The sequence below is a fragment of the Chitinophaga sp. genome (assembly GCF_017745275.1).
In the GTDB taxonomy this organism is placed as follows: Bacteria; Bacteroidota; Bacteroidia; order Chitinophagales; family Chitinophagaceae; genus Chitinophaga.
Genome location: NZ_JAGHZS010000014.1, coordinates 40,536 through 62,525 on the forward strand (window position 1 = coordinate 40,536; position 21,990 = coordinate 62,525).

Consider the following 21,990-nt stretch of genomic DNA (forward strand, 5'->3'; position numbering starts at 1 on the left):
TGCGTAGTCATAAAACGTTTATGATGAAAAAATATTGGCGAAATGCGCGGACACTGCGGCCACAATGGCGGTGACATCTGCTTTATAAAACCCCGCAGCATTCATGCAATTACATTCTACAATATAAAATTCGTCACCACAAAGACATACATCCATTACAAAAACTGCCTGTGGCATATATTCCTCACAACGGCTTTCTGCAAAAGCAATTACTTCCGGCGGGCATCCAATGGCAGGCGTAAGCTTAAAATAAGTCCGGTATTTTGACGCTGCAATTACTTTTCCATTTACGATCCACAACCGCCATTCATATTGAATATTATAGGGCGTAGATACTACAATGGGAGATTGAAGTGATAAGTTGGTGTTCTCTACCATCTTCAACTGGTCATACCAGGCTTTAATATCGCCAAATGATTTGGTTTCTCCGGCAAATGATTTACTATCATCATCCGGGCGAATAAAAAACAATGTCTCCGGCGCTTCTTCCCTGCTCATCAACGTAGCAAACGTGGTAACAACTGCGCCATCATTTAGCATATATTTTCCCCATCTCTCTAAATAATTACCGATAGAAAACAAGGCCGGGTCAAAAAACAAGCCTTCCTGCAACTGTTTATTTTCCGCTACCAGTGCACATAACGTAGTGGATCCATAAAAAATACTCCGGCGGGTATTATCAAAATCGGGTAACTCAACGGCAAAAGGAATCATCTCTATCAGCAGGCAACGAACACCGGTTATTTCGCATGCCCGTTGTAAATTTTCCAGGTCTGTTTTATTCGTCAGATTCCGTTGCACTACCCATTGTATTCCGGGATAAAGGTCTGGCATACACTGAAATTACATAATAATTTCTTTAATTTTAAAACCCGGTTCCCCTGATAACGATTGCGATAAATTATTTTATTATTAATTTCCGGTCCCCTAAATTTACCCTGTTTATTGATTTTGTCAGGGCTACTAAACCGCCAACGTTGTCAAACTTCTCGCTAACAGATGAACATGCACTGCTACAGAAAGTCGCCACCGGCGACGGGGAAGCCTACACGGTCCTTTTCCGGCATTATAGCCAGCAGGTGTTCGATGTAGCCATGGTTTACCTGAAAGACAACGGACTGGCGCGGGAAATTGTGCAGGAAGTATTTATGAAGATATGGCTGAAAAAAGCCGATATGCGTGAAGTAAAGAATTTCAAAGACTATCTCTTTATACTTACCCGCAATCATATTTACGACGGCTTTAAAAAGCAACTGGTACGCGTAAAGGTTTACGACCTGCTTGGCAAAAGCCAACCTGCCTCTCAAAATGATACCGATCACCTCCTATTACAACGGGAATATGATGCTATTCTCGACAAAGCAATTGCCGGCCTGCCACCGGAACGTAAAAAAGTATATTTAGCCCGTAAACAAGGCTGGAGCAATGAAGAAATATCCCTCCAGCTCAATATCTCCGTACATACCGTAAAAAAACAAATGAGCCTGGCCATGCATGCGGTACGAGCCTTTGTGAAAGCCAGGATCCACAATGACATGCTTCCTTTCCTGATCGTCTTTCTTTCCTTATTCAGATAATCTGCCCCCGCTGAAAAAAAATTTTCCGGGAGGATACTCCTTTTTTATTTGTCGCGCGTCTTTACGAACATCACCCATTCCAAACTTTGTATATGTCCATTTCGGAAGTACAGTTACTGCTTGAAAAATATAAACATGGCCAAATCAGCCAGGAAGAGCTACAGCGCTTAAAAGCCCTGGTAGCCACCGACGATTATGAGCCGGAAATCAAAGCAGATATCCTGATGACCTTATATGGACCTGTGCGGGATGGTGGCTGGCAACGCGAGGATGAAGCCGCAATCCTGCAGCAAATCCTTCAATCCGACGACACTCCTGTGAAAGCTGTTCGCCGCTTCCGCTTACTACCTTATGCAGCCGCTGCAGCCCTGACGGGGGTGATTATTTTTGCCGGCGCCCGTTACTTCGTCAACCGGCCTTCACATACAGCACCGATAGCGGCTACTGCCGCTGTTCCGCTGGCACCGGGCAGTAACAAAGCCATGTTGGTGCTGGCCGACGGAAAGCAAATTCCACTGGATAGCGCTAACCTGGGCGCACTGGCCCAACAGGGTAACTCCCGCGTACTGAACACACAGCAGGGATTGGCTTACGAAGCTGCCGGCAAAGTTGCCGAAGTAGTATACAATACCGTGGTAACACCCCGTGGAGGCCAATACCAGCTTACCCTCGCCGATGGTAGCCGGGTATGGCTGAATGCCGCCAGCAGTATCCGCTTCCCTACTGCTTTTACAGGTAAAGAAAGAACCGTGGAGATTACGGGAGAAGGATACTTCCAGATTGCTGCCAATGCCCAACAACCTTTCCGGGTGAAAGTAAAAGGCGCCCCTGACATGGCTATTAATGTACTGGGCACCAGCTTCAATGTCATGGCCTATCCCGATGAAAAAACCATTACCACCACCCTGGAAGATGGCGCGGTACAACTGGTTTGTGGTAACAACAAAAGCCTGCTAAAGCCCGGCTATGGCGGTAGTTTATCAGTAGGCGATAAAGACTTTGTAATTGAAAAAGCAGACCTGGAACAGGCACTGGCCTGGAAAGAAGGCAAATTCCGGTTCCGCAACACCAACATAGCAACCATTATGCGGCAACTGGCCAGGTGGTATAACATTGAGGTAGCCTACCAGGGTGACCTTTCAGATATCAGATTAACAGGCATCATTTCACGGAGAGAGAATGCATCCTCCTTATTGAACATATTATCAACAACCAAACGCGTTCACTTTGATATTAAAGACAACCGGATCCTGGTAAAGCCATACGATCCTGAGTAACAGCTATTTTGTCCACTTATGAATTCATCATTTTAAAACTATTGAAAGTTATGAAGACGTAGTCCAATTCCACTACCGGTTGTAAAAAAACCGGAAGCACTGCAATGCTCCCGGCTATAGAAGGCAACCCAACTCCCAGCATCACGTTAGAAATTGAATTATTAAGCCAACAACACAAAAGTATGGAACTACCTGGTACTTGCAAAGTCCCCTGTAAAGGAGCGGCTATGCGTAGAAAATTACTGTTAATTATGCGATTAACTGCAATACTCACACTAGTATTCACCCTTCAGCTGAGCGCCAAAACATATTCTCAGTCTGTTACCATCAAAGGAAAGCGGCTCCCGCTCTATGATGTGTTCAACAGCATTAGCCGGCAAACAGGCTATGAATTTATCTATGATGAAAAATTACTGGAAAAAGCGCCCCCGGTAAACCTGAATATGAACCAGGCTTCCCTGACAGAAGTGCTGAACGCCTGCCTGAACAACAAGTTGTTTAACTATAACATCATAGACAAAACAATTGTGATCAGTCCGAAATCCGCTGCTGTAGCAGATCCGGTTGCAGCGCCCATACAGGGTAAAATAACGGATGCCAAAGGACAACCCCTCATTGGTGTATCTATCCAGATAAAAGGTACTACCAAAGGTACCATGACCAATGTAGAAGGTACTTTCAGTATCGCTGCCAATCCCGGCGACGTATTGATCATCAGCTTTATTGGCTATGAAACCAAACAAATTACGGTTGGTACTGACAACAATATCAATGTAAGCCTGGCTATCCAGGATAGCCAACTGGGGCAGGTTGTAGTAACAGCGCTCGGTATCAAAAGAGCTGATAAGTCTATCACTTACTCCACCCAGCAATTAGATGGTCTTGAACTGACCAAAGCGAAAGATGCCAACCTGGTAAATACGCTGAATGGTAAGGTAGCAGGGTTAACGATTTCTTCCAGCGCTTCCGGTGTGGGCGGTTCCGCGAAAGTAATTCTCCGTGGTAGCAAATCCGGGCTGGGCAGCAACCAGGCCTTATATGTGATAGACGGGGTACCGATGAATAATAACCTGACCAACCAACCCACCAGTATCTACGGCGGAAGCAGCGCCTATGATGGCGGTGATCCGATCTCTAACCTCAACCCGGAAGATATCGAAAACATTTCTATACTGAAAGGTGCTTCCGCCGCTGCTTTATATGGTAGCCAGGGTGCCAACGGCGTAGTGATTGTAACTACCAAAAGTGGTAAAGCTGGTCGCACGCTGGTAAACTTCTCTTCCGGCTTCAACGTAATGCAGGCAGCTTATCTTCCTAAATTCCAGAACAGTTATGGTGCTACCAGCGATGGTTCTCCTCAAAGCTGGGGAGCAAAAATCAATGGCGCCGCCAATAACCTGTCTTCCTTTTTCCAAACTGGTACTAATCTTACCAATGCTATCAGCCTCTCAGGCGGTACCGAGAAAATGCAAACCTATTTCTCGTATGCCAATACTTCCGCCAGAGGTATAACACCTGGTAATAAACTGGGCCGTCATAACCTGGATTTCAAAGAAACCGGGCATTTCTTAAATGATAAACTGACCGCTTCTGCTGACATTAACTACATGACCCAGCAGATAGATAACACACCACTTTCCGGCTTGTATTTCAATCCGCTGACAGGCTTGTACCTGTTCCCTCGTGGTCGTGATATCAGCCCTTTTAAAGATCAGTTTGAAAAACAAGATCCGGCCAGGAACTTCCTGCCTGTACAAAACTGGGCTTTTGATGAAGATATTCAGCAAAATCCATGGTGGATCACCAACCGTAACATCAACAGCCTTACCCGCAACAGGATACTGGCTAATGCCAGCCTGAAATACGAACTGTTCCCCTGGTTAAATATCCAGGCAAGAGGAAGTATAGACCGTATTGCAGATGTATATGAACAGAAAATTTATGCCGGCTCACAAAAAGCTGTCGCACCTAAAAACGGTTTATATAATTACAACAACAATACTACCACACAACAGTACGGTGACCTGATTGCCAACTTCAATATCCCGGCCAATGATTTCAAAATCATCGGTGTTGCCGGCGCCAGTATCCGCGATGTAAAATCTTCCGGCGTATTTGCCAATTCAGGACAGGATGGCTTATACATTCCCAATATTTTCACGCTTCAGAATTTTGTAGCATTGAATGCCCGTAACTCTGGTGATCAACTGGAGAATCACGGCCAATGGCAATCCGTATTTGCCAGCGCTAACATTTCTTATAAAGAATGGTTATACCTGGATGTAACTGCCCGTAACGACTGGGCTTCCAACCTCGCATTTACACCACAGCTTTCTTATTTCTATCCTTCAGTGGGGTTAAACGTGATGCTGAATCAACTGGTAAAAATGCCGGAACAGATAACTTATGCTAAAGTTCGTGGTTCCTATGCCATTGTAGGCAACTCTCCATTGAGCTATCAGAGCCATGCTGCTGAAAACCTGTTAGGAACCAGCGGTAACCCATTACCAGCTACCGCCGCTCCTTTCCGCACACTGAAACCAGAAAAAACGAAGTCGCTGGAATTTGGTACTGAGTGGCGTTTCTTTGATAGCAGGCTGAGTGTAGATCTCACTTACTATAAAACCAATACCACCAATCAAACCATGCAGATTATTGCTCCTAAAGCCAGCTTCTATGATACCTATTTCATTAATGCCGGTAACATCCAGAACCAGGGCGTAGAAGCAGTTATCCGCTATGATGTATTGCGTCATACTAAACTGCAATGGAACACCGGTCTGAACTTCGCTACCAACGATAATAAAATCATAGAACTGTCTCCGTTATCTGACCGCTTTACACTGAGTGGTGCTTCTGGCGCTAACTATGCATCTCAGTTTAAAGTAGGCGGATCCTTTGGTGACATTTATGGAACCGTATTACAACATGACGAGCAGGGTAGAATAAAAATTGATAAAGATGGTAAACCAATGAAACAGGGCGGTGATATGGTATACCTCGGCAATGCCAATACCAGGTGGCAACTTGGATGGAACAACAACTTTATTTACAAGAACTTCACCCTCTCCTTCCTGATCGATGGAAAATTTGGCGGTAATGTAATGTCTGTTACACAAGCCATGATGGATATCTATGGCGTATCTAAAACTACAGGAGATGCACGTGATGCAGGAGGTGTTCCTGTAAATGGTGTAAGTATAGTAGATAATAAACCGGTAACCAGCGTAAAAGCGCAGGATTGGTACTCAGTGGTAGGTGGACGGGAAGGTGTTTCTTCTGCCTATTTGTATAGCGCCACTACAGTTAGATTAAGAGAAGCGGCAATCGGTTATCTTATACCGGTGACTAATCCCAACACTTTTGTAAAATCATTGAAGCTGTCGCTGACGGGCCGTAACCTGCTTTATTTCACTAAAAAGGCACCATTCGATCCTGAACAAACCATGTCTACCGCAAATGGACTGGGAGGCGTAGATGTGTTTATGTTACCTGCTACGCGTAGCTATGGTCTTACATTAAACGCTTCTTTCTAAATCATTCACGCAAAAACTGACAACGATGAAATTTCAATATAAACTGCAAGGCTACACCTCCCGTTTATGGATAGCAGTAGCTGTGCTGGTGACGGGCCTGAGTGCATGTACAAAGAATTTCGAAAGATATAATACAAATAATACCGGCGTAACAGACGCACAACTGGGCGCAGATTTCATTGCACTGGGTGCCTACCTCAAATCGGCCCAGATGGCGATTTACAACTTTTCAGGCGGAGGTGATCCCAACTCGTTCCAGGTACAACAAAACCTGAATGCAGATTGCTTCTCCGGCTATTTTATGTCGCCTAACCCATTTGGAGGAAATACCAACATGAACTACGGCCTGGTAAGCGGATGGAACGGCGAAGCCTATAAAGTAGGCTACCTCAGCGTAATGCTGCCGGTTGCCAAACTGAGAAGAACAGGCATTGAAAAAACTTATCCAGCCATATGGGCAGTAGCACAAATTGTGCAGGTAACCGGTATGAGCAGGGTAACTGATATTTACGGTCCTGTGCCGTATAGCCATGCAGGTGAGGTTAGTCCCGGAGGCGTTCCTTACGACAGCCAACAGGACATTTACAAACGTTTCTTCCTGGAACTGGACTCTGCCACCAAAGCATTGCGTACACAAATTAGCAGCGGTACCACCTTACCTTTTGATTTTGGTAGCTTTGATGCCGTATATGCCGGTAATTTTCCACAATGGCTGCGGTTTGCCAACTCCCTTCGTTTACGCCTCGCTACCCGCATCAACAACGTAGACAAAGCACTGTCAAAATCAGAAGGAGAAAAAGCATTGGACCCTGCCAACGGCGGCGTGCTCACTGACAATGCAGATAACATGACGGTGAAAGTAACCGGTAACTTTACCAATCCATTAGTATTTATCGCTAAAAACTGGGCGGATACCCGCATTTGCGCCACCTTGCAATGCTTCCTGACAGGATTCAAAGATCCCCGTATCAGTAAATACATGGACAAATCTACCGACCCCTCTTTCCCTGCACAATACATCGGTATCCGCAGCGGTAGCATCACCGGCGCGGATTCCAAAGACGGGCATTCCGGTTATTCTTCTTTGAATACCGATAATGGTCCGGCTCCTTCTTTTGCATTAAATACACCGGTACAGTTAATGACCGCTGCCGAAGTATATTTCCTGCGCGCAGAAGCTGCCCTGAATGGCTGGGCTAATGCCGGCGGAACTGCGCAACAGCTGTACGAACAAGGCGTGACCACCTCCATGGCACAATGGAAAGTTGACCCGGCTGGCTATTTAAATGATAACACCAGCGTTCCTGCGCCGTCCATCGATCCTAAGGCGAAAGATACCCTGGCTAACCCATCTAAGATCACCATCAAATGGAATGATGCCGCATCACCTGAGGTAAAGCTGGAACGCATTATTACCCAGAAATGGTTGGCTATGTTCCCTGAAGGACAGGAAGCATGGTCGGAATTCCGTCGTACCGGGTATCCCAAACTCTTCCCGGTTTTACACAACAACAGTGGTAATGTGATCTCTTCTTCCTTACAGGTTAGAAGACTACCTTATCCACAAGATGAATACAGCACCAGCGCCACTGCTGTAGCCAATGGCATAAAGCTGTTAGGTGGTAACGACACCGGCGGTACCCCGCTGTGGTGGGACACCAGGAAATAAACATATTACCTGTTACCCGGTGGTTGGCCTATCAGTCGCCACCGGGTATTTATCATATTCAACGTTAGCCCGGTATCATCACCAGCATATCTGTCGTTAGACCCATTAGTCAGGAAGCCCACCACCAAAACTGAACCCGGATTATTTAAACCTCTAAAATGTTGTTATGAAAAAACTCCCTTTCCCGCGGCTGACAGCCGCCGGCACCACCGTTGCTATTACCCTCTTCTTTGCAGCCGCCTGTAAAAAAGAAAATGAAAAAGGTTTACAACCCATTACGACCAACAACGCCGCCGTAAAACCCATCACCACTAAAACGGTCACCAAAACCGGTGGGATGTCGGTTTGCTATGTAGAAGTAAACAGCAACAGTTTACTCAATACCGGCAAATACACGCTCACTACCGGCGGACAACAACTCTTTGATATCGCTATCATTTTTGCAGCGAATATCAACTACAATACCACTACCCATCAGGCAGTATTATCCAACAACACCAACGTATCCAATGTGCTCGTGAATAAAGCCACACAGATTGTGCCCTTGCAAAATAAAGGCATGAAGGTATTATTGTCTATACTCGGTAACCACCAGGGCGCCGGTATCTGCAATTTTACCAGCAGAACAGCCGCCCGTGCTTTTGCGAAGCAATGCGCTGATACCGTGGCGTACTATGGATTAGATGGAATTGACTTCGACGATGAATATGCGGAATATGGCAACAACGGCACCACACAACCCAACGACAGCTCCTTCGTTATGCTGGTAGATGAACTGCGGAAATTAATGCCTTCCAAAATCATCTCCTTCTATTACTACGGCCCCGCCGCTTCCCGCTTATCTTATGGCGGCAAAAAAGTAGGCGACCTTGTTAACTATAGCTGGAATGCCATCTACGGCACCTATTCCGTACCTAACGTGGCCGGATTACCGAAGAGCAATTTAGCCCCTGCAGCAGTGGATATACAAAGTACCAGTCAAAGCACCGCCAATTCGCTGGCTACACAAACGAAGAATAACGGCTATGGGGTGTATTTATGGTATAACCTTACCAGCACAGATAAGCATACTTATTTTTCCGGGGTATCTAATATTTTGTATGGTAGTAGTGTGACGTATACACCGTAATAGCTGTTAGCTTTTAGCCATTAGCTTTTAGCAAAATGCAGCGAAGACCTATCTGGTTATCTTCGCTGCATTTTGCTAAAAGCTAATGGCTAAAAGCTGTTACTTAATGTTTTCCTCCCTGGCCGACAAACGGAACCAATCCTTCGCATATGGCTTTAATAAAGCAGTAGATGCAGTAGGGCCCCAGGTGCCTGCTTTGTATAAATGCAGCTCTTTAGCGGGATATTTCTTCCAGGTATCTAGTATCGGCATTACCACTTTCCAGGCGGCTTCCACCTGGTCCGCACGCATAAACAGCGTGGTGTTGCCATCCAGCACATCCAGCAATAATGCTTCGTATGCTTCCGGGATAGTTTCCGTATAGGATTCCTGGTAGGTAAAATCCATTTCCACGGGCTTCAGCCTCATCTTCAGACCAGGTACTTTACTTTCAAACAGTAAGCTGATTTCCAGTTCCGGCTGTATGCTAATGATCAGGCGATTCGGAGTCAGGTCGTCTTTGAAGATTTTATTAGGCGAGTCTTTAAACTGGACTACGATCACAGACGATTGTACGGGCATGGATTTACCGGTGCGTAAGAAGAAAGGTACGCCCTTCCATCTTTCGTTGTCGATAAACAGCCTTGCGGCTACAAAGGTTTCTGTGTTGGAGGCAGGCGCTACGTGTTCCTCCTTGCGGTAAGCCACACGTGGGCCACCGTGTACGTTGCCGGCGGTATATTGTCCGCGGATCACGTTTTTAAGCACCTGCGCCGGCGTATAGGTCCGGATGGCTTTCAGGACTTTTACTTTGGCGTCGCGGATCAGCTCAGACTTATAGAACTTAGGGGCATCCATGGCTATAATACAGAGCAGTTGCAGCAGGTGGTTTTGCACCATGTCGCGCAGGGCGCCGGCGCCATCATAATAGCCGCCACGTTTGCCTACGCTCACTTCTTCTGCTACGCTGATCTGAACGTGATCGATATATTTTTTATTCCATAAAGGCTCAAATACATAGTTGGCAAAACGGAATGCCATGATATTCTGTACCGCTTCCTTGCCCAGGTAGTGATCAATACGGTAGATCTGCTTTTCTGCGAAACGTTTTCCTAAAAAGCGGTTAAGTTTCTTAGCGGTATCCAGGTCGGTGCCGAAAGGCTTTTCCACTACAATGCGGTCCAGGTCTTCGCGGCAGCAGAGGCTGTGCTGATACAAGGCTTCCGCGATGATTTCAATGAAACGGGGCGCTACTGCAAAGTAAAATACACGGGAGCTGTCCTTTTTCTGTTTCTTCTCAAAAGCCTCCATCCTGGTTTTAAGCCCGGTGTATGTTTCTGCTTTCAGAAAGTCGCCCTGCAGGTAGGTGATGTTTTTAGCAAATCCTTCCCATTCTTTTTCATCAGCCTTTCCATTCCGGCTAAATTCGTTGATACCAGCCAGCAGATCAAGTTTGAAGGCGGCTTCATCTTCCGGTAGAAAGTCTACGCAGTAGATGTTAAACACCGGCGGCAGGTGCTTGTCGGTATACAAATTATAAAGTGCCGGGATCAGTTTTCTTTTTGTCAGGTCCCCTTTAGCACCAAAGATGGTGATAGACGCGGGGATTATTTTTCCAGGTTTCATCTAAGCATCGGTTTAATAGTGCTGTAATTTAAGCATCAATTCCCGGAATATGTGAATTAAACTTACATTAGCAATTGCTTATTGTGCCTGTAACAGATATGAGTACATCAAAAACCGCCTTACAACAACTATTATTTGAGCTGGCCGGCATATTACCTGCCGATACCGCCCCCCTCTTTTCCATGACCAGGATGGTAAAGCTGGAAGCCAACGAAATATATATTCGCGAAGGAGCCACCACGCGCCGTCTTGCCTTCATTGAACAGGGCATTATGCGGGCTTACGCAATTAAAACTAACGGCGATGAAGCTACGCTGTTTCTCCGCTGGGAAGAACAGTTCATTGCTTCCCACGATGCTATTATTCACCGGAAGCCCTCCAGGTTTATTTATCGTGCGTTGGAACCCGTTACCCTGCTGGAAATAGACTATGATGTGCTGGAAGCCGTATTGAAAACCCACCCGGAATATGAGCCGTTGCGGAATTTTGTGCTGATGCGCATGTTGTCGGAGTCGTTACAGATGATAGAATCTTTTGTTACCCTGTCGCCGGAAGAGCGTTACCTGAACCTGCTCACCGGGCGTTTCGACCTGGTAAACCGGGTACCGGACAAGTACATTGCCTCCATGCTGGGCATTACGCCTGTTTCGCTGAGTCGTATCCGGAAGCGGTTGCACACCAAAGGAAAAGGCTGAAATTAACCTTTGTTAAGATGGGAAGTTATCCTTTGTTAACCACTTCTGCCGGGCGGCTACGTTATTTTTGGAACCTAAAATGATTGGTTTATGGATCCGATAGTAACGGCGGCAGGTAAAATTTTCCTGCTCTCTGCCCTGCGGTATTTTTTGCTGGCAGGTATTCCCTTTGCACTATTTTACCTGTTGATGCCTAAGCGCTGGAATCGTTTTAAGATCCAGCAGCGGCTCGCCTCCAAAAAAGATTTCTTCCGCGAAATATGGTACTCCATGCAAAGTACGCTGGTATTTACCGGTATTACGATGGTGCTGTTGTTTACGCCTATCCGGCAGTATACACAGATCTATGCTAACCTTTCTGATTTTCCTATCTGGTATGTTGGCGTGAGTGTGGCGCTGAGCCTGGTGGTACACGATACCTATTTTTACTGGATGCACCGGCTTATGCACCATAAAAGCCTGTTTAAGTTAACACATGTGGTACATCATGAAAGCACCAACCCTTCACCGTGGACATCTTACAGCTTTCATGTGGCTGAAGCAGTGGTAGAAGGCGGCGTGCTGATAGTGATCGCATTTGTAATGCCATTACATCCCCTGTCTATTTTATTGTTTACCATCAGTGGTTTTATCATCAACGTATATGGGCACCTGGGCTACGAAATTATGCCCAAAAATTTCCGCCATTCATGGCTGTTTCAAGTCATCAATACGTCCACCCATCATAACCTGCACCATAAAAAATTCAGGGGGAATTACGGATTGTATTTCCGCTTCTGGGACCGTATGATGGGCACTGAAAATCCCGACTATGTAAAAGAATACGACCGTTTACAGGCCCTCCGGTTCGAAAAGCCGGTAGCAGCATAAGTTTGGCAGGTGCTGATCTTTTTTTGAAGCAAAGGATCGGCACCTCTTGTTATATATCTCCCCCAAATATCCTCCCTCTTCCGCCCCTGAAATAATCTTCCTGAAGTATTTTTCAATTATATTTATTTTCAGGGAGATGGGTACGCCATGGCTACTCGTTTTCCTCATGCTGGCTGCCCTTGCTTTCATTGTTAACAGTATGGCTTTTATTTATCACCTTGTTCATTATACGATATGTTATACAAACAACTTTCCCTGCTGGCAGTTGCCCTGCTGCTTTCCGCTCTCGTCCGGGCACAATCCATCTCTGTAGAAGGAGAAGTAAATACCCCGCTAAAACTCAGTAGCAGCGATATTGCCGCGATGCAACAAATAACCGTCACCGCTACCGACAAAGATGGAAAAGCACACCGGTATACCGGCGTGCCGCTGTATCATATCCTGCAACAGGCAGGTGTTACCCTGGGGGCACAACTGAGAGGAGCTAACATGACAAAGTACCTGCTGGTAAAATCAGCCGATGGATATAAAGTAATATTTGCACTGCCGGAGCTGGACAGCATCTTTACTGACCGGCAAATCCTGTTAGCCAACCAGGTAGACGGACAGCCGCTGCCGGCGGAAAAAGGTCCTTTTCGTATAGTGGTCCCCGGAGAAAAGAAACCCGCCCGCTGGATCTGGGGAGTAACGGCCATGATTATACGATCGGCCAAAGATTAACACGAAACAGGGCTGCTTCTTATCATTGTTCTTCAAAATACTTACTATAAAAATATTTTATTTTATGTTATATTAGGGTGCACACCATCAAGATCTTTCTAATGACACAAAACAAGGGCTTAAAGAAAACATTGACTCCCTTTATGCTGTGGGGGCTTGGAGTAGGATACGTTATTTCAGGTATGTACTTCGGTTGGAATCTTGGACTTGAAAAAGGAGGCACTGGCGGAATGGCCGTTGCCACACTTGTGATCATGGTTATGTACGTTACCTTTAGCTTTAGTTATGCAGAACTGGCATGTGCCATACCCAAAGCCGGCGGCGTATTTGACTACGCCAACAAGGCCATGGGCAAAGATATCGGCTTCATTGCAGGTATTGCCCAGGTGGTAGAATTTATCCTGGCACCTCCTGCCATTGCATTTGCCATTGGCGCCTACTTCAACGCATTTTTCCCCCAGGTTCCCATCTTAACAAGCGCTATTGCCATCTATTTTGTGTTTACCGCCCTGAATGTGTATGGTGTAAAAGCCGCGGCTTCGTTTGAAGTGGTGGTCACCATCCTGGCAGTAGGCGAACTGTTGTTATTTTCCGGCATATCACTACCCAAATTCCAAACAGCGAATCTTACGCATAATGCTTTGCCAAATGGCTGGAGCGGCGCCTTTGCAGCAATTCCTTTTGCTATCTGGTTCTTCCTGGGCATTGAAGGCATCGCCAACGTTGCCGAAGAAACGAAAAATCCCCAACGGGATATCAGTAAAGGATTTGGATGGGCCATTCTTACACTGGCGATTTTATGTATACTCGTTTTTGTGGCCGCTACCGGTATTGCCGGCTGGGAAGCCATCGTTTATAAAAACGGCGTCAGCGGAGATACTTCCGACTCTCCCCTGCCATTAGCGCTCGCCAAAATTACCGGCAACGATCACCTGATGTATCACCTGCTGATCACTGTGGGTTTGTTCGGGCTCGTCGCCTCGTTTCACGGCCTCATTCTCGCCGCCGGACGCTCTACCTTCGAAATGGGTCGTGTGCATAATTTGCCCGCTATGCTGGGCAAAATATCGCCCCGTTTTCATACCCCCGCCAATGCGCTCATCGGTAATATGGTGATCGGTATCCTGGCACTCCTCTCCGGTAAAACAGCCGAAATTATTATCGTGTCTGTTTTCGGGGCACTCACACTTTATATCATCTCCATGGTGTCTATTATCATTTTAAGAAAACGGGAACCGGATTTACCTCGTCCGTTCAAAGTGGCCTTCTATCCGGCCTTCCCGCTGATTTCACTGGTCATCGCCACCGTCTCTATTATCGCCATGTTCTTCTTCAATCCCTTACTGGGAGGCATTTATTTCTCCATTTTAATCATTGCTTTTTTGTTGTATAAAATATTTAAACCTGCGCATACATGACTACATCAGACATATTAGCCTACGTAAAGCAGCACCCTTCCGGGAAAGTGAAGATAGCCGTTACCGATATCGACGGGGTATTGAGAGGGAAATATATTGCTGCTGAAAAATTCGCTTCCGTAGTGGAAAGCAGACTGGGATTCTGCGACGTGACCTTTGGCTGGGATATGAGCGATGTGGTATACGACAATGTCAAATATACCGGCTGGCACACCGGCTATCCCGATGCGCCGGTAAAAATAGATCTCAGCACCTTCCGGAAAATTCCCTGGGAAAATGATGTCCCTTTTTTTCTCGGCGACTTTGTCATGGAAAACAATACAGCCGCTTATACCTGTCCCCGGCAACTGCTGCGTAAAATATCGGCCGATGCCACGCAAAACGGTTTTATTCCCTACTTCTCCCAGGAATTTGAATGGTTCAACTTTGCAGAAACACCGGATACCGCCCACCAGAAACAGTTCCGGGAGCTCACACCCATGACACCCGGCATGTTCGGTTACTCCATTTTACGCAGTGCGCTGAAAAATGAGTACATGAGTAGCTTGTTTGAACAACTGGTAAAATTTGATATTCCGGTAGAAGGATTACATACGGAAACCGGTCCCGGCGTATATGAGGCAGCCATCAGGTACGCCAATATATTACCTGCCGCTGACCAGGCCGTATTATTCAAAACAGCCGTCAAGGAAATTGCCTATAAACATGGTATACTGGCCACTTTCATGGCTAAAATAAATGAAAACCTTCCCGGGTGCAGCGGTCACGTACACCAGAGTTTATGGGATGCCGATAATAAACACAACTTATTTTACGACGAGAAAGATCCGCACAAAATGAGTGCGTTGATGAAAAGCTATATAGCGGGACAACTACACTGCTTACCGCAGATACTCCCCATGATAGCCCCCACCATCAACAGCTACAAACGATTGGTAGAAGGGGCCTGGGCACCCACTACCCTCACCTGGGGCATCGATAACAGAACCGTGGCCCTGCGGGCATTGCCCGGCAATCCAAAAGCCACACGCCTGGAAACCAGGGTAGTAGGATCAGATACCAATCCCTACCTCGCATTAGCCGCCTGCCTCGCAGCAGGACTATATGGCGTGAAAAATAAATTGTCCCTGGAGAAAGAAGCTACCATCGGCAATGGGTACAAAGACACCAGTAATGGTGTATTACCTCAGAACCTTCACATGGCCACACAGCAAATGAAAGGATCTGCCCTGGCGAAAGAATTATTTGGCGCTGATTTCGTAGAACATTTTACCTTAACAAGAGAATGGGAATGGAAACAATACGCTAAAGCAGTCACCGACTGGGAACTTAAAAGATATTTCGAAATCATCTAAGCAACAGCATATGGCATTTCAGTACAACTTTCCAACTACCATCCGTTTCGGTGCAGACGTCATCAAAGAATTACCTGCATACCTGCAGAAAAACGGCCTTAAACGCCCCCTGATTGTTACAGATCCCACCGTGGCCAGTCTCTCCTTTTTTAAAGGCATTGTGGCTGACCTGCACGCCCATCAGTTGTCGGTGGAAGTATTCAGCGATATCCACAAAAACCCGGTAAAAAGTGATGTATATAAAGGTACTGAGCAATGGGATGCCACGCAGCGCGACTGCATCATCGGCATCGGCGGAGGCGCCGCTATAGACGTAGCGCGGGCCATTGTACTACGCATCCACCACCGGGAAGACCTCTTTAAATACGACGACCTCATTGGCGGCGATATCTACGTTACCAACGACGTTCCTCATTTCATTACGGTGCCTACCACCGCCGGCACCGGCAGCGAAGTAGGCAGGAGTGCTATCATTGCCGACGACGACACCCATCAGAAAAAAATATTATTCTCGCCTAAACTCATGGCGAAAATTGTATTCGCAGACCCCATGCTCACCATGGATTTGCCTCCCTTTATCACCGCTGCCACCGGCATGGATGCGCTCACCCATAACATGGAAGCATTCCTGGCTAAGAATCCACATCCCCTGTGCGATGGCATTGCCTTAGAAGGTATCTATCTCATTAATAAATCATTGGTAAAAGCTACTCATCAACCTGACCTGGAAAGCAGGAGTAATATGCTCATGGCTTCTATGATGGGCGCCATCGCTTTTCAGAAAGGTCTCGGCGTGGTGCATTCCCTGGCGCATCCGCTGTCGTCTTTACTGGATACTCATCACGGGCTCGCCAATGCAGTAAATATTCCCTATGGCATGCAATTCAACATCGCCGGCTTTGAAGATAAATTCCGCCGCATCGCCAGAACCCTGGAACTGAAAGAAGAAACCGGTGAGGCAGTAGTGCAATATCTCTTTGATCTCAACAGCCAGGTGAACATTCCGCATCACCTGCGGGAAATAGGCGTAAAAGAGTCACATATAGAGACCCTCGCAGATCTGGCATTGGCCGACTTCGCACATCCCAACAATCCTAAACCGGTGAGTCGGGAAGACTTCAAACAATTATACTTAAACGCGTTGTAGCTATGAAGAAAAAAATAGGGATCAGTTTAACGGAAGCCAGCGCCCCTAACTATCAACATTGGTTCACGCCTGCAGAACTGGGTGAGGACCTGGAACTGGTGATCCTTTCCTATATTGATGATAACGTGGAGGACATCCCCCGCTGCGATGGTTTTGTATTAACGGGTGGTGTGGATGTATTACCATCCTATTATGGCGGCAGTACTCCTTATCCACATCAGCCGTCACACTTTTCACCGGAAAGGGATGCGTTTGAAAAAAAGATCTATGAATACTCGCAGCAGCAGCACATCCCCGTGCTCGGCATCTGCAGAGGATTACAATATATCAATATCCTGGAAGGCGGAAAAGTATATGAAGACATCGGCGAAGCTGCCAACAACATTCATAAAAAAGATACAGCAGATAAAATACACGACGTCACCATCCGCGAAAACACGCTGCTACACAGCATCACCGGCGTCACCAGCGGACAGGTAAACAGTGCCCATCACCAGGCCATTCATCCTGGTCACCTGGGTCGCAACCTGATGATCAGCGCTACTTCGACAGATAATATCATTGAAGGCATCGAGTTTGAAGACAAAACCGACAAAGCTTTTATGCTTTGTGTACAATGGCATCCGGAAAGAATGCCCAACAAAGAAACGAACCCGCTTTCGCAGAAAATAAAAGCACAATTTATTCAAGCAGTAAGAAACCATTAACCATGAAAATTATTAATCCGGCTACAGGAGTTACCATTAAAACCCTGCGTGACGACTCCGATATTTCTCTGATGGAAAAATTCAAGCTGCTACGGGTGGGACAACGTCAATGGATAAAAATACCTTTACCCGAGCGCGTAAAGATCATCGGCAAATTCAATGAGCTACTGGAAAAAAATATTGAAAAGCTGGCCGCCGTACTCACCTCTGAAACAGGCAAACCCCTGCAGCAGTCGCGCAACGAAATCAATGGTGCCAGGGCCCGTGTACAGTGGATGGTCGACAATGCGGAAAAATACCTGGCAGACGAATGGGTAACGAATACGGATACACTAAAAGAAAAAATAACGTACGAACCGCTCGGTGTCATCTGTAATATTTCTGCCTGGAACTACCCTTACCTGGTTGGTGTCAACGTTTTTATTCCTGCATTGCTGGCCGGCAACGGCGTACTGTATAAACCGTCTGAATACGCCATCCTCACGGCGTTACAAATAGAAACACTGCTGGTAAGAGCAGGTGTAGATCCAAATGCTTTTAAAGTAGGTATCGGCGGAAAGTACGCCGGAGAAGCACTGCTGAATATCCCCTTTGATGGCTACTTCTTTACCGGTTCCTATAAAACCGGGCAATTCATTTACGAAAAAGTAGCAAAGAAAATGGTGCCCTGCCAGATGGAACTGGGTGGCAAAGACCCGCTCTACGTTACCGATGATATCACCGACATCGCCGCAGTAGCTGCAGGTACCGCCGACGGCGCATTTTATAACAACGGACAAAGCTGCTGCGCCGTAGAACGGATATACGTACACGAAAAAGTATACGATGAATACGTCACCGAATTTGTAAAAGCCGTGCGTTCCTGGAAACTCGGGCTTCCTACTGATGAAGGCGTATATTTTGGCGCCTTAACCCGGCCGGAACAACTGGAAGTACTGGAAGGACAGGTAAAAGACGCCCTGATCAGGGGCGCTACCCTTTTACTGGGAGGGAAACGCATTGAGCATGATGGCAATTTCTTTGAGCCAACCGTTCTCACGCATGTACACAACAAAATGAAAGTGATGCAGGAAGAAAGCTTTGGGCCCATTATCGGTATCATGAAGGTACAGTCAGATGAAGACGCCATACACCTCATGAATGAAACAGAATATGGCCTCACTGCATCTGTATATTCCAACAGCCAGGCAAGAGCAGAAGAAATTCTTTCACAGGTGAATAGTGGCACCGGCTACTGGAACTGCTGCGATCGCGTTACCGCCGGATTACCCTGGGCTGGCAGAAAACATTCTGGTTTTGGTGCAACATTGTCGCATCAGGGCATGCGTGCGTTTACGAAAACAAAATCATGGCAAATGAAGCCGTAGCATAAGGCATAAAGCTGAAAGCATAAAGCAAAAAGCTATTACAGCGAATGATCTTTGCGATTAATTATATACGCTTAGATCATTCGCTGTAATAGCTTTTTGCTTTATGCTTTTTGCTTTATGCTCCTTTTCCCGTACGTTTGCATCCACAATTGGTTCCCGCCTTTGGCGGGATTAAAAGGGAATCCGGTGAAATACCGGAGCTATCCCCGTAGCTGTGATCCTGCATTCATTTTAGAATGAATCGTTTTTCCGGATACTCCATACCACTGTCTGTCTTACCACAGATGGGAAGGTTGCCGGAAAAGCAGGAGAGCCAGAAGACCTGCCAGCTGTGAACAATCATTCAGCGCTTTCGGGTGAAAGGCCAGGGATGTAAGCCTAACGGCATATATTCTATTGAGTAAAGTATTATTTACCCCAGGGCGCCTTATGCGGATGTACTAACATCGGCCTTCTTGATTTGTTGTTTTTTTCCGGACCAACCATCCGGACAGGGAAAGGTATGTCATCAATCCAAACAATTATTATATGAAAAAACAGTTATTGTCCTTTTTCTTTGTAGCATTTACCCTATTCATCGCTTCCTGTAAAAAAGAAGATGCGCTCACCTCTTCCTCCTTACAAAAGCTGAACGCCAACACTAAAACCGGTGTTACCGCTTCATTGATCACCGGTAAATATGCCAATGGTTTCTTTATTGCCAACGAAGGCTGGTTTGGTCATGGCACCGGCGACCTTCATTTTTATTCGTATAGTGGTGATAGTTTGGTACAGAATGTATACCAGCTGGAAAATCCAACCGGTGCCTTAGGTGGCTCTTCCAACACCCTGCAATTTGCTACATTCTTCAATGATAAACTGTACATCGTAGTGAAAGCAGGTGGCCCGCTGGTAGTCACCGATGGCGGCAGCATGGTGGAAACCGGCCGTATCAGCACCCTGCCAGGCAACGACGGACATGCCTTCCTGGGCGTAGACGCTACACACGGCTTGTTAAGCACCGGCGACGGCGTATATCCGATTACGTTACCTTCCCTGGCAGTGGGTACTAAAATCAGTGGTGTATCCGGCTATACCGGTGATATGCTGAAACTTGGCAGCTACATCTTTGTATTATCTCAAACAGATGGTATTGTAGCGTTGAACAGCAGCACTTATGCGGTGGTAAAAAAATTCGGTGCGGCTAACCTTGGCTTTGCTGCTGGTAAAGACGGCGCAGTATATGCTACCACGGCTGATTCCCTGGTGCGTATTGATCCTGCTACACTCACCCGTACAGCGGTAAAACTGGGCTTCACCGTTCCTTCTCCATGGGGCGCATGGCGTCATGCAGGTATCAGTGCTTCCACCCAGGAAAATGCTATTTACATCGTGCGTAACAACAACTTTGCCGGCGGTACCCAACTATATCGTTATGTAATTGGTAATGCTGCGTCGTTAACCACGCCATTTATCACCCTTCCTACTGGTCAATATTTCTACGGCGCAGGCGCTGCTTACAACAAAGAAACAAATGAACTGGTGGCAACTACTATCAACGGATCAATGACTGGTAGCGTCAACCGTGTGTTGATTTATGACGCCACCACTACTACCCTGAAAAAAACATTGACTTATAACGGCTGGTATTTCCCCGCTATGCCAGTGTTTCATGAATAAACATAATATACAAAAGGCTGACGAAATCGTCAGCCTTTTGTGTTATTGTCCGGCACTTACATTTTCCAACAAAGAATAATGCACATCTGACAGCGATTGTAATTTCTTAGCTGCCCACTCCGGCGTAATATCACGCTGCGGACTCGCCAGCAGCTCATATCCCACCATGAATTTCTTCACAGATGCGGAGCGTAATAAAGGCGGATAAAAATGCATATGCCAATGCCACTCCGGATGTGCGCCACTATTCACAGGCGCCTGGTGCATGCCGGCAGAGTAAGGGAAAGACGTTTCAAAAAGATTATCATATTTGGTAGCCAATATTTTCAATATCGCCGCCAACGCTTGCTTTTCATCTTCCGTAAAATGCGTCATATCCGTTACGTGGCGTTTGCTGACGATCATGGTTTCAAAAGGCCATACCGCCCAGAAAGGTACCAGCGCCACAAAATGTTCATTTTCTACTACCACACGCTCCTGTTTATCTAACTCCTGGGCAATATAGCTTTGGAGTAAGCTTTTACCGGTACTGTCGTAGTATTTTTTCTGGTGAGATGTTTCTTTAATCAGTTCTGCCGGCAAATCGCTGGTTGCCCAGATCTGGCTATGTGGATGCGGGTTGCTGCACCCCATGATATCCCCTTTGTTTTCAAAAATCTGAACATACTTAATCGCCGGATCGGCGGAGAGCTGGCGGAATTCATCTTCCCATAATCCTATTACTTTACGGATGTCTGCCACTTCCATTAAGGGCAGGGTAAGATCGTGCCGGGGAGAGAAGCAGATTACACGGCAAATACCTTTTACGCCGCGCGCATGTAATAAGTCGTCCACCTGCTCCACACCTGCCGGGGTATCCGGCATCAGGGCGCCAAAGTCGTTGGTAAAAGCAAAGGGCTCCTTGTAGTCAGGATTCAGGTCTCCCCCCATCCGGCTGTTACCCGGACATAAATAACAGGAGGCATCATAGGCAGGCAAAGGTTCCTTATTTACTTTCTCTACTTTGCCATTCCACGGCCTTTTGGTACGATGTGGCGATACTAATACCCATTCACCCGTTAATATGTTTAACCGCTGGTGAGGGTGGTCTTCTAACTGGAATTTGTGCATAAATGAAGGTGCTTCGATGATTGCAATAACCATACTTACCGGGAGGTATTTATGGTCAACTGATTAATAAGCGTTAAAAATACGCGTAAAAATAATATTCCGGGAGATAGTTGCACCTTTCAGGGGAAAATATTTATGTCTTTCAG

The 21,990-nt window shown here is 46.5% G+C and carries 17 protein-coding genes and 1 riboswitch; of the genes, 14 read left to right on the forward strand and 3 right to left on the reverse strand.

From position 1 onward, the window contains the following. Positions 1-18: 18 nt before the first annotated feature. The gene (locus J7623_RS31275; RefSeq protein ID WP_291929210.1) at positions 19-834 is read right to left on the reverse strand and encodes an ATP-grasp domain-containing protein; all 816 of its coding nucleotides are present in this window, start codon (positions 832-834) and stop codon (positions 19-21) included. A 143-nt stretch (positions 835-977) separates the two neighbouring features. On the opposite strand from J7623_RS31275, the gene J7623_RS31280 reads away from it, so the two are divergent. The 5 genes from J7623_RS31280 to J7623_RS31300 all read left to right on the forward strand — a co-directional run bounded on the left by J7623_RS31280 (position 978) and on the right by J7623_RS31300 (position 9,188). Further along, positions 978-1,577: a sigma-70 family RNA polymerase sigma factor gene (locus J7623_RS31280; RefSeq protein ID WP_291929212.1), complete on the forward strand. Its 600-nt coding sequence runs from the start codon at positions 978-980 to the stop codon at positions 1,575-1,577. Positions 1,578-1,669: 92 nt separating this feature from the next. Then, positions 1,670-2,854 carry a FecR family protein gene (locus J7623_RS31285; RefSeq protein ID WP_291929215.1) on the forward strand — a complete coding sequence of 395 codons (1,185 nt, stop codon included), beginning with the start codon at positions 1,670-1,672 and terminating at the stop codon, positions 2,852-2,854. 251 nt (positions 2,855-3,105) lie between these two features. Continuing rightward, complete coding sequence (locus J7623_RS31290) at positions 3,106-6,390, forward strand: SusC/RagA family TonB-linked outer membrane protein (RefSeq protein ID WP_291929218.1); 3,285 nt, start codon at positions 3,106-3,108, stop codon at positions 6,388-6,390. Between the two features lie 25 nt (positions 6,391-6,415). Then, positions 6,416-8,059, forward strand: a complete 1,644-nt coding sequence (locus tag J7623_RS31295; protein ID WP_291929220.1) for a RagB/SusD family nutrient uptake outer membrane protein — start codon at positions 6,416-6,418, stop codon at positions 8,057-8,059. A gap of 166 nt (positions 8,060-8,225) precedes the next feature. Then, positions 8,226-9,188, forward strand: coding sequence for an endo-beta-N-acetylglucosaminidase H (locus tag J7623_RS31300; protein ID WP_291929222.1), 963 nt, complete (start codon positions 8,226-8,228; stop codon positions 9,186-9,188). A 99-nt stretch (positions 9,189-9,287) separates the two neighbouring features. Here the strand turns inward: J7623_RS31300 and zwf are convergent, their stop codons facing one another. Continuing rightward, on the reverse strand, positions 9,288-10,793 hold the full coding sequence (gene zwf, locus J7623_RS31305; protein WP_291929224.1) for a glucose-6-phosphate dehydrogenase: 1,506 nt from the start codon (positions 10,791-10,793) through the stop codon (positions 9,288-9,290). 98 nt (positions 10,794-10,891) lie between these two features. Here zwf and J7623_RS31310 point away from each other — a divergent pair, with 98 nt between their 5' ends. From J7623_RS31310 to J7623_RS31350, 9 genes are all read left to right on the forward strand, one after another. Next, entirely contained in the window at positions 10,892-11,488 is a 597-nt protein-coding gene (locus J7623_RS31310) for a Crp/Fnr family transcriptional regulator (protein ID WP_291929225.1), read from the forward strand. A gap of 90 nt (positions 11,489-11,578) precedes the next feature. Continuing rightward, on the forward strand, positions 11,579-12,358 hold the full coding sequence (locus tag J7623_RS31315; RefSeq protein WP_291929227.1) for a sterol desaturase family protein: 780 nt from the start codon (positions 11,579-11,581) through the stop codon (positions 12,356-12,358). 234 nt (positions 12,359-12,592) lie between these two features. Further along, positions 12,593-13,078, forward strand: coding sequence for a molybdopterin-dependent oxidoreductase (locus tag J7623_RS31320; RefSeq protein ID WP_291929229.1), 486 nt, complete (start codon positions 12,593-12,595; stop codon positions 13,076-13,078). A 101-nt stretch (positions 13,079-13,179) separates the two neighbouring features. Then, on the forward strand, positions 13,180-14,496 hold the full coding sequence (gene eat, locus J7623_RS31325) for an ethanolamine permease (protein ID WP_291929231.1): 1,317 nt from the start codon (positions 13,180-13,182) through the stop codon (positions 14,494-14,496). Continuing rightward, the gene (locus tag J7623_RS31330; protein WP_291929232.1) at positions 14,493-15,851 is read left to right on the forward strand and encodes a glutamine synthetase family protein; all 1,359 of its coding nucleotides are present in this window, start codon (positions 14,493-14,495) and stop codon (positions 15,849-15,851) included. Before eat ends, J7623_RS31330 begins: the two co-directional genes overlap by 4 nt. 10 nt (positions 15,852-15,861) lie before the next feature. Further along, complete coding sequence (locus J7623_RS31335) at positions 15,862-16,998, forward strand: iron-containing alcohol dehydrogenase (protein ID WP_291929234.1); 1,137 nt, start codon at positions 15,862-15,864, stop codon at positions 16,996-16,998. Positions 16,999-17,000: 2 nt separating this feature from the next. Beyond that, complete coding sequence (locus J7623_RS31340) at positions 17,001-17,705, forward strand: gamma-glutamyl-gamma-aminobutyrate hydrolase family protein (RefSeq protein ID WP_291929236.1); 705 nt, start codon at positions 17,001-17,003, stop codon at positions 17,703-17,705. 2 nt (positions 17,706-17,707) lie between these two features. Beyond that, positions 17,708-19,072 (forward strand): aldehyde dehydrogenase family protein, encoded by a 1,365-nt coding sequence (locus J7623_RS31345; RefSeq protein ID WP_291929239.1) that lies wholly within the window; start codon positions 17,708-17,710, stop codon positions 19,070-19,072. Between the two features lie 136 nt (positions 19,073-19,208). Further along, a riboswitch (cobalamin riboswitch) is annotated at positions 19,209-19,420 on the forward strand. Between the two features lie 183 nt (positions 19,421-19,603). After that, entirely contained in the window at positions 19,604-20,734 is a 1,131-nt protein-coding gene (locus J7623_RS31350) for a DUF5074 domain-containing protein (RefSeq protein ID WP_291929242.1), read from the forward strand. 42 nt (positions 20,735-20,776) lie between these two features. Here J7623_RS31350 and J7623_RS31355 read toward each other — a convergent pair whose 3' ends face one another. Next, entirely contained in the window at positions 20,777-21,877 is a 1,101-nt protein-coding gene (locus tag J7623_RS31355; RefSeq protein ID WP_291929245.1) for a UDP-glucose--hexose-1-phosphate uridylyltransferase, read from the reverse strand. Positions 21,878-21,990: the final 113 nt, after the last annotated feature.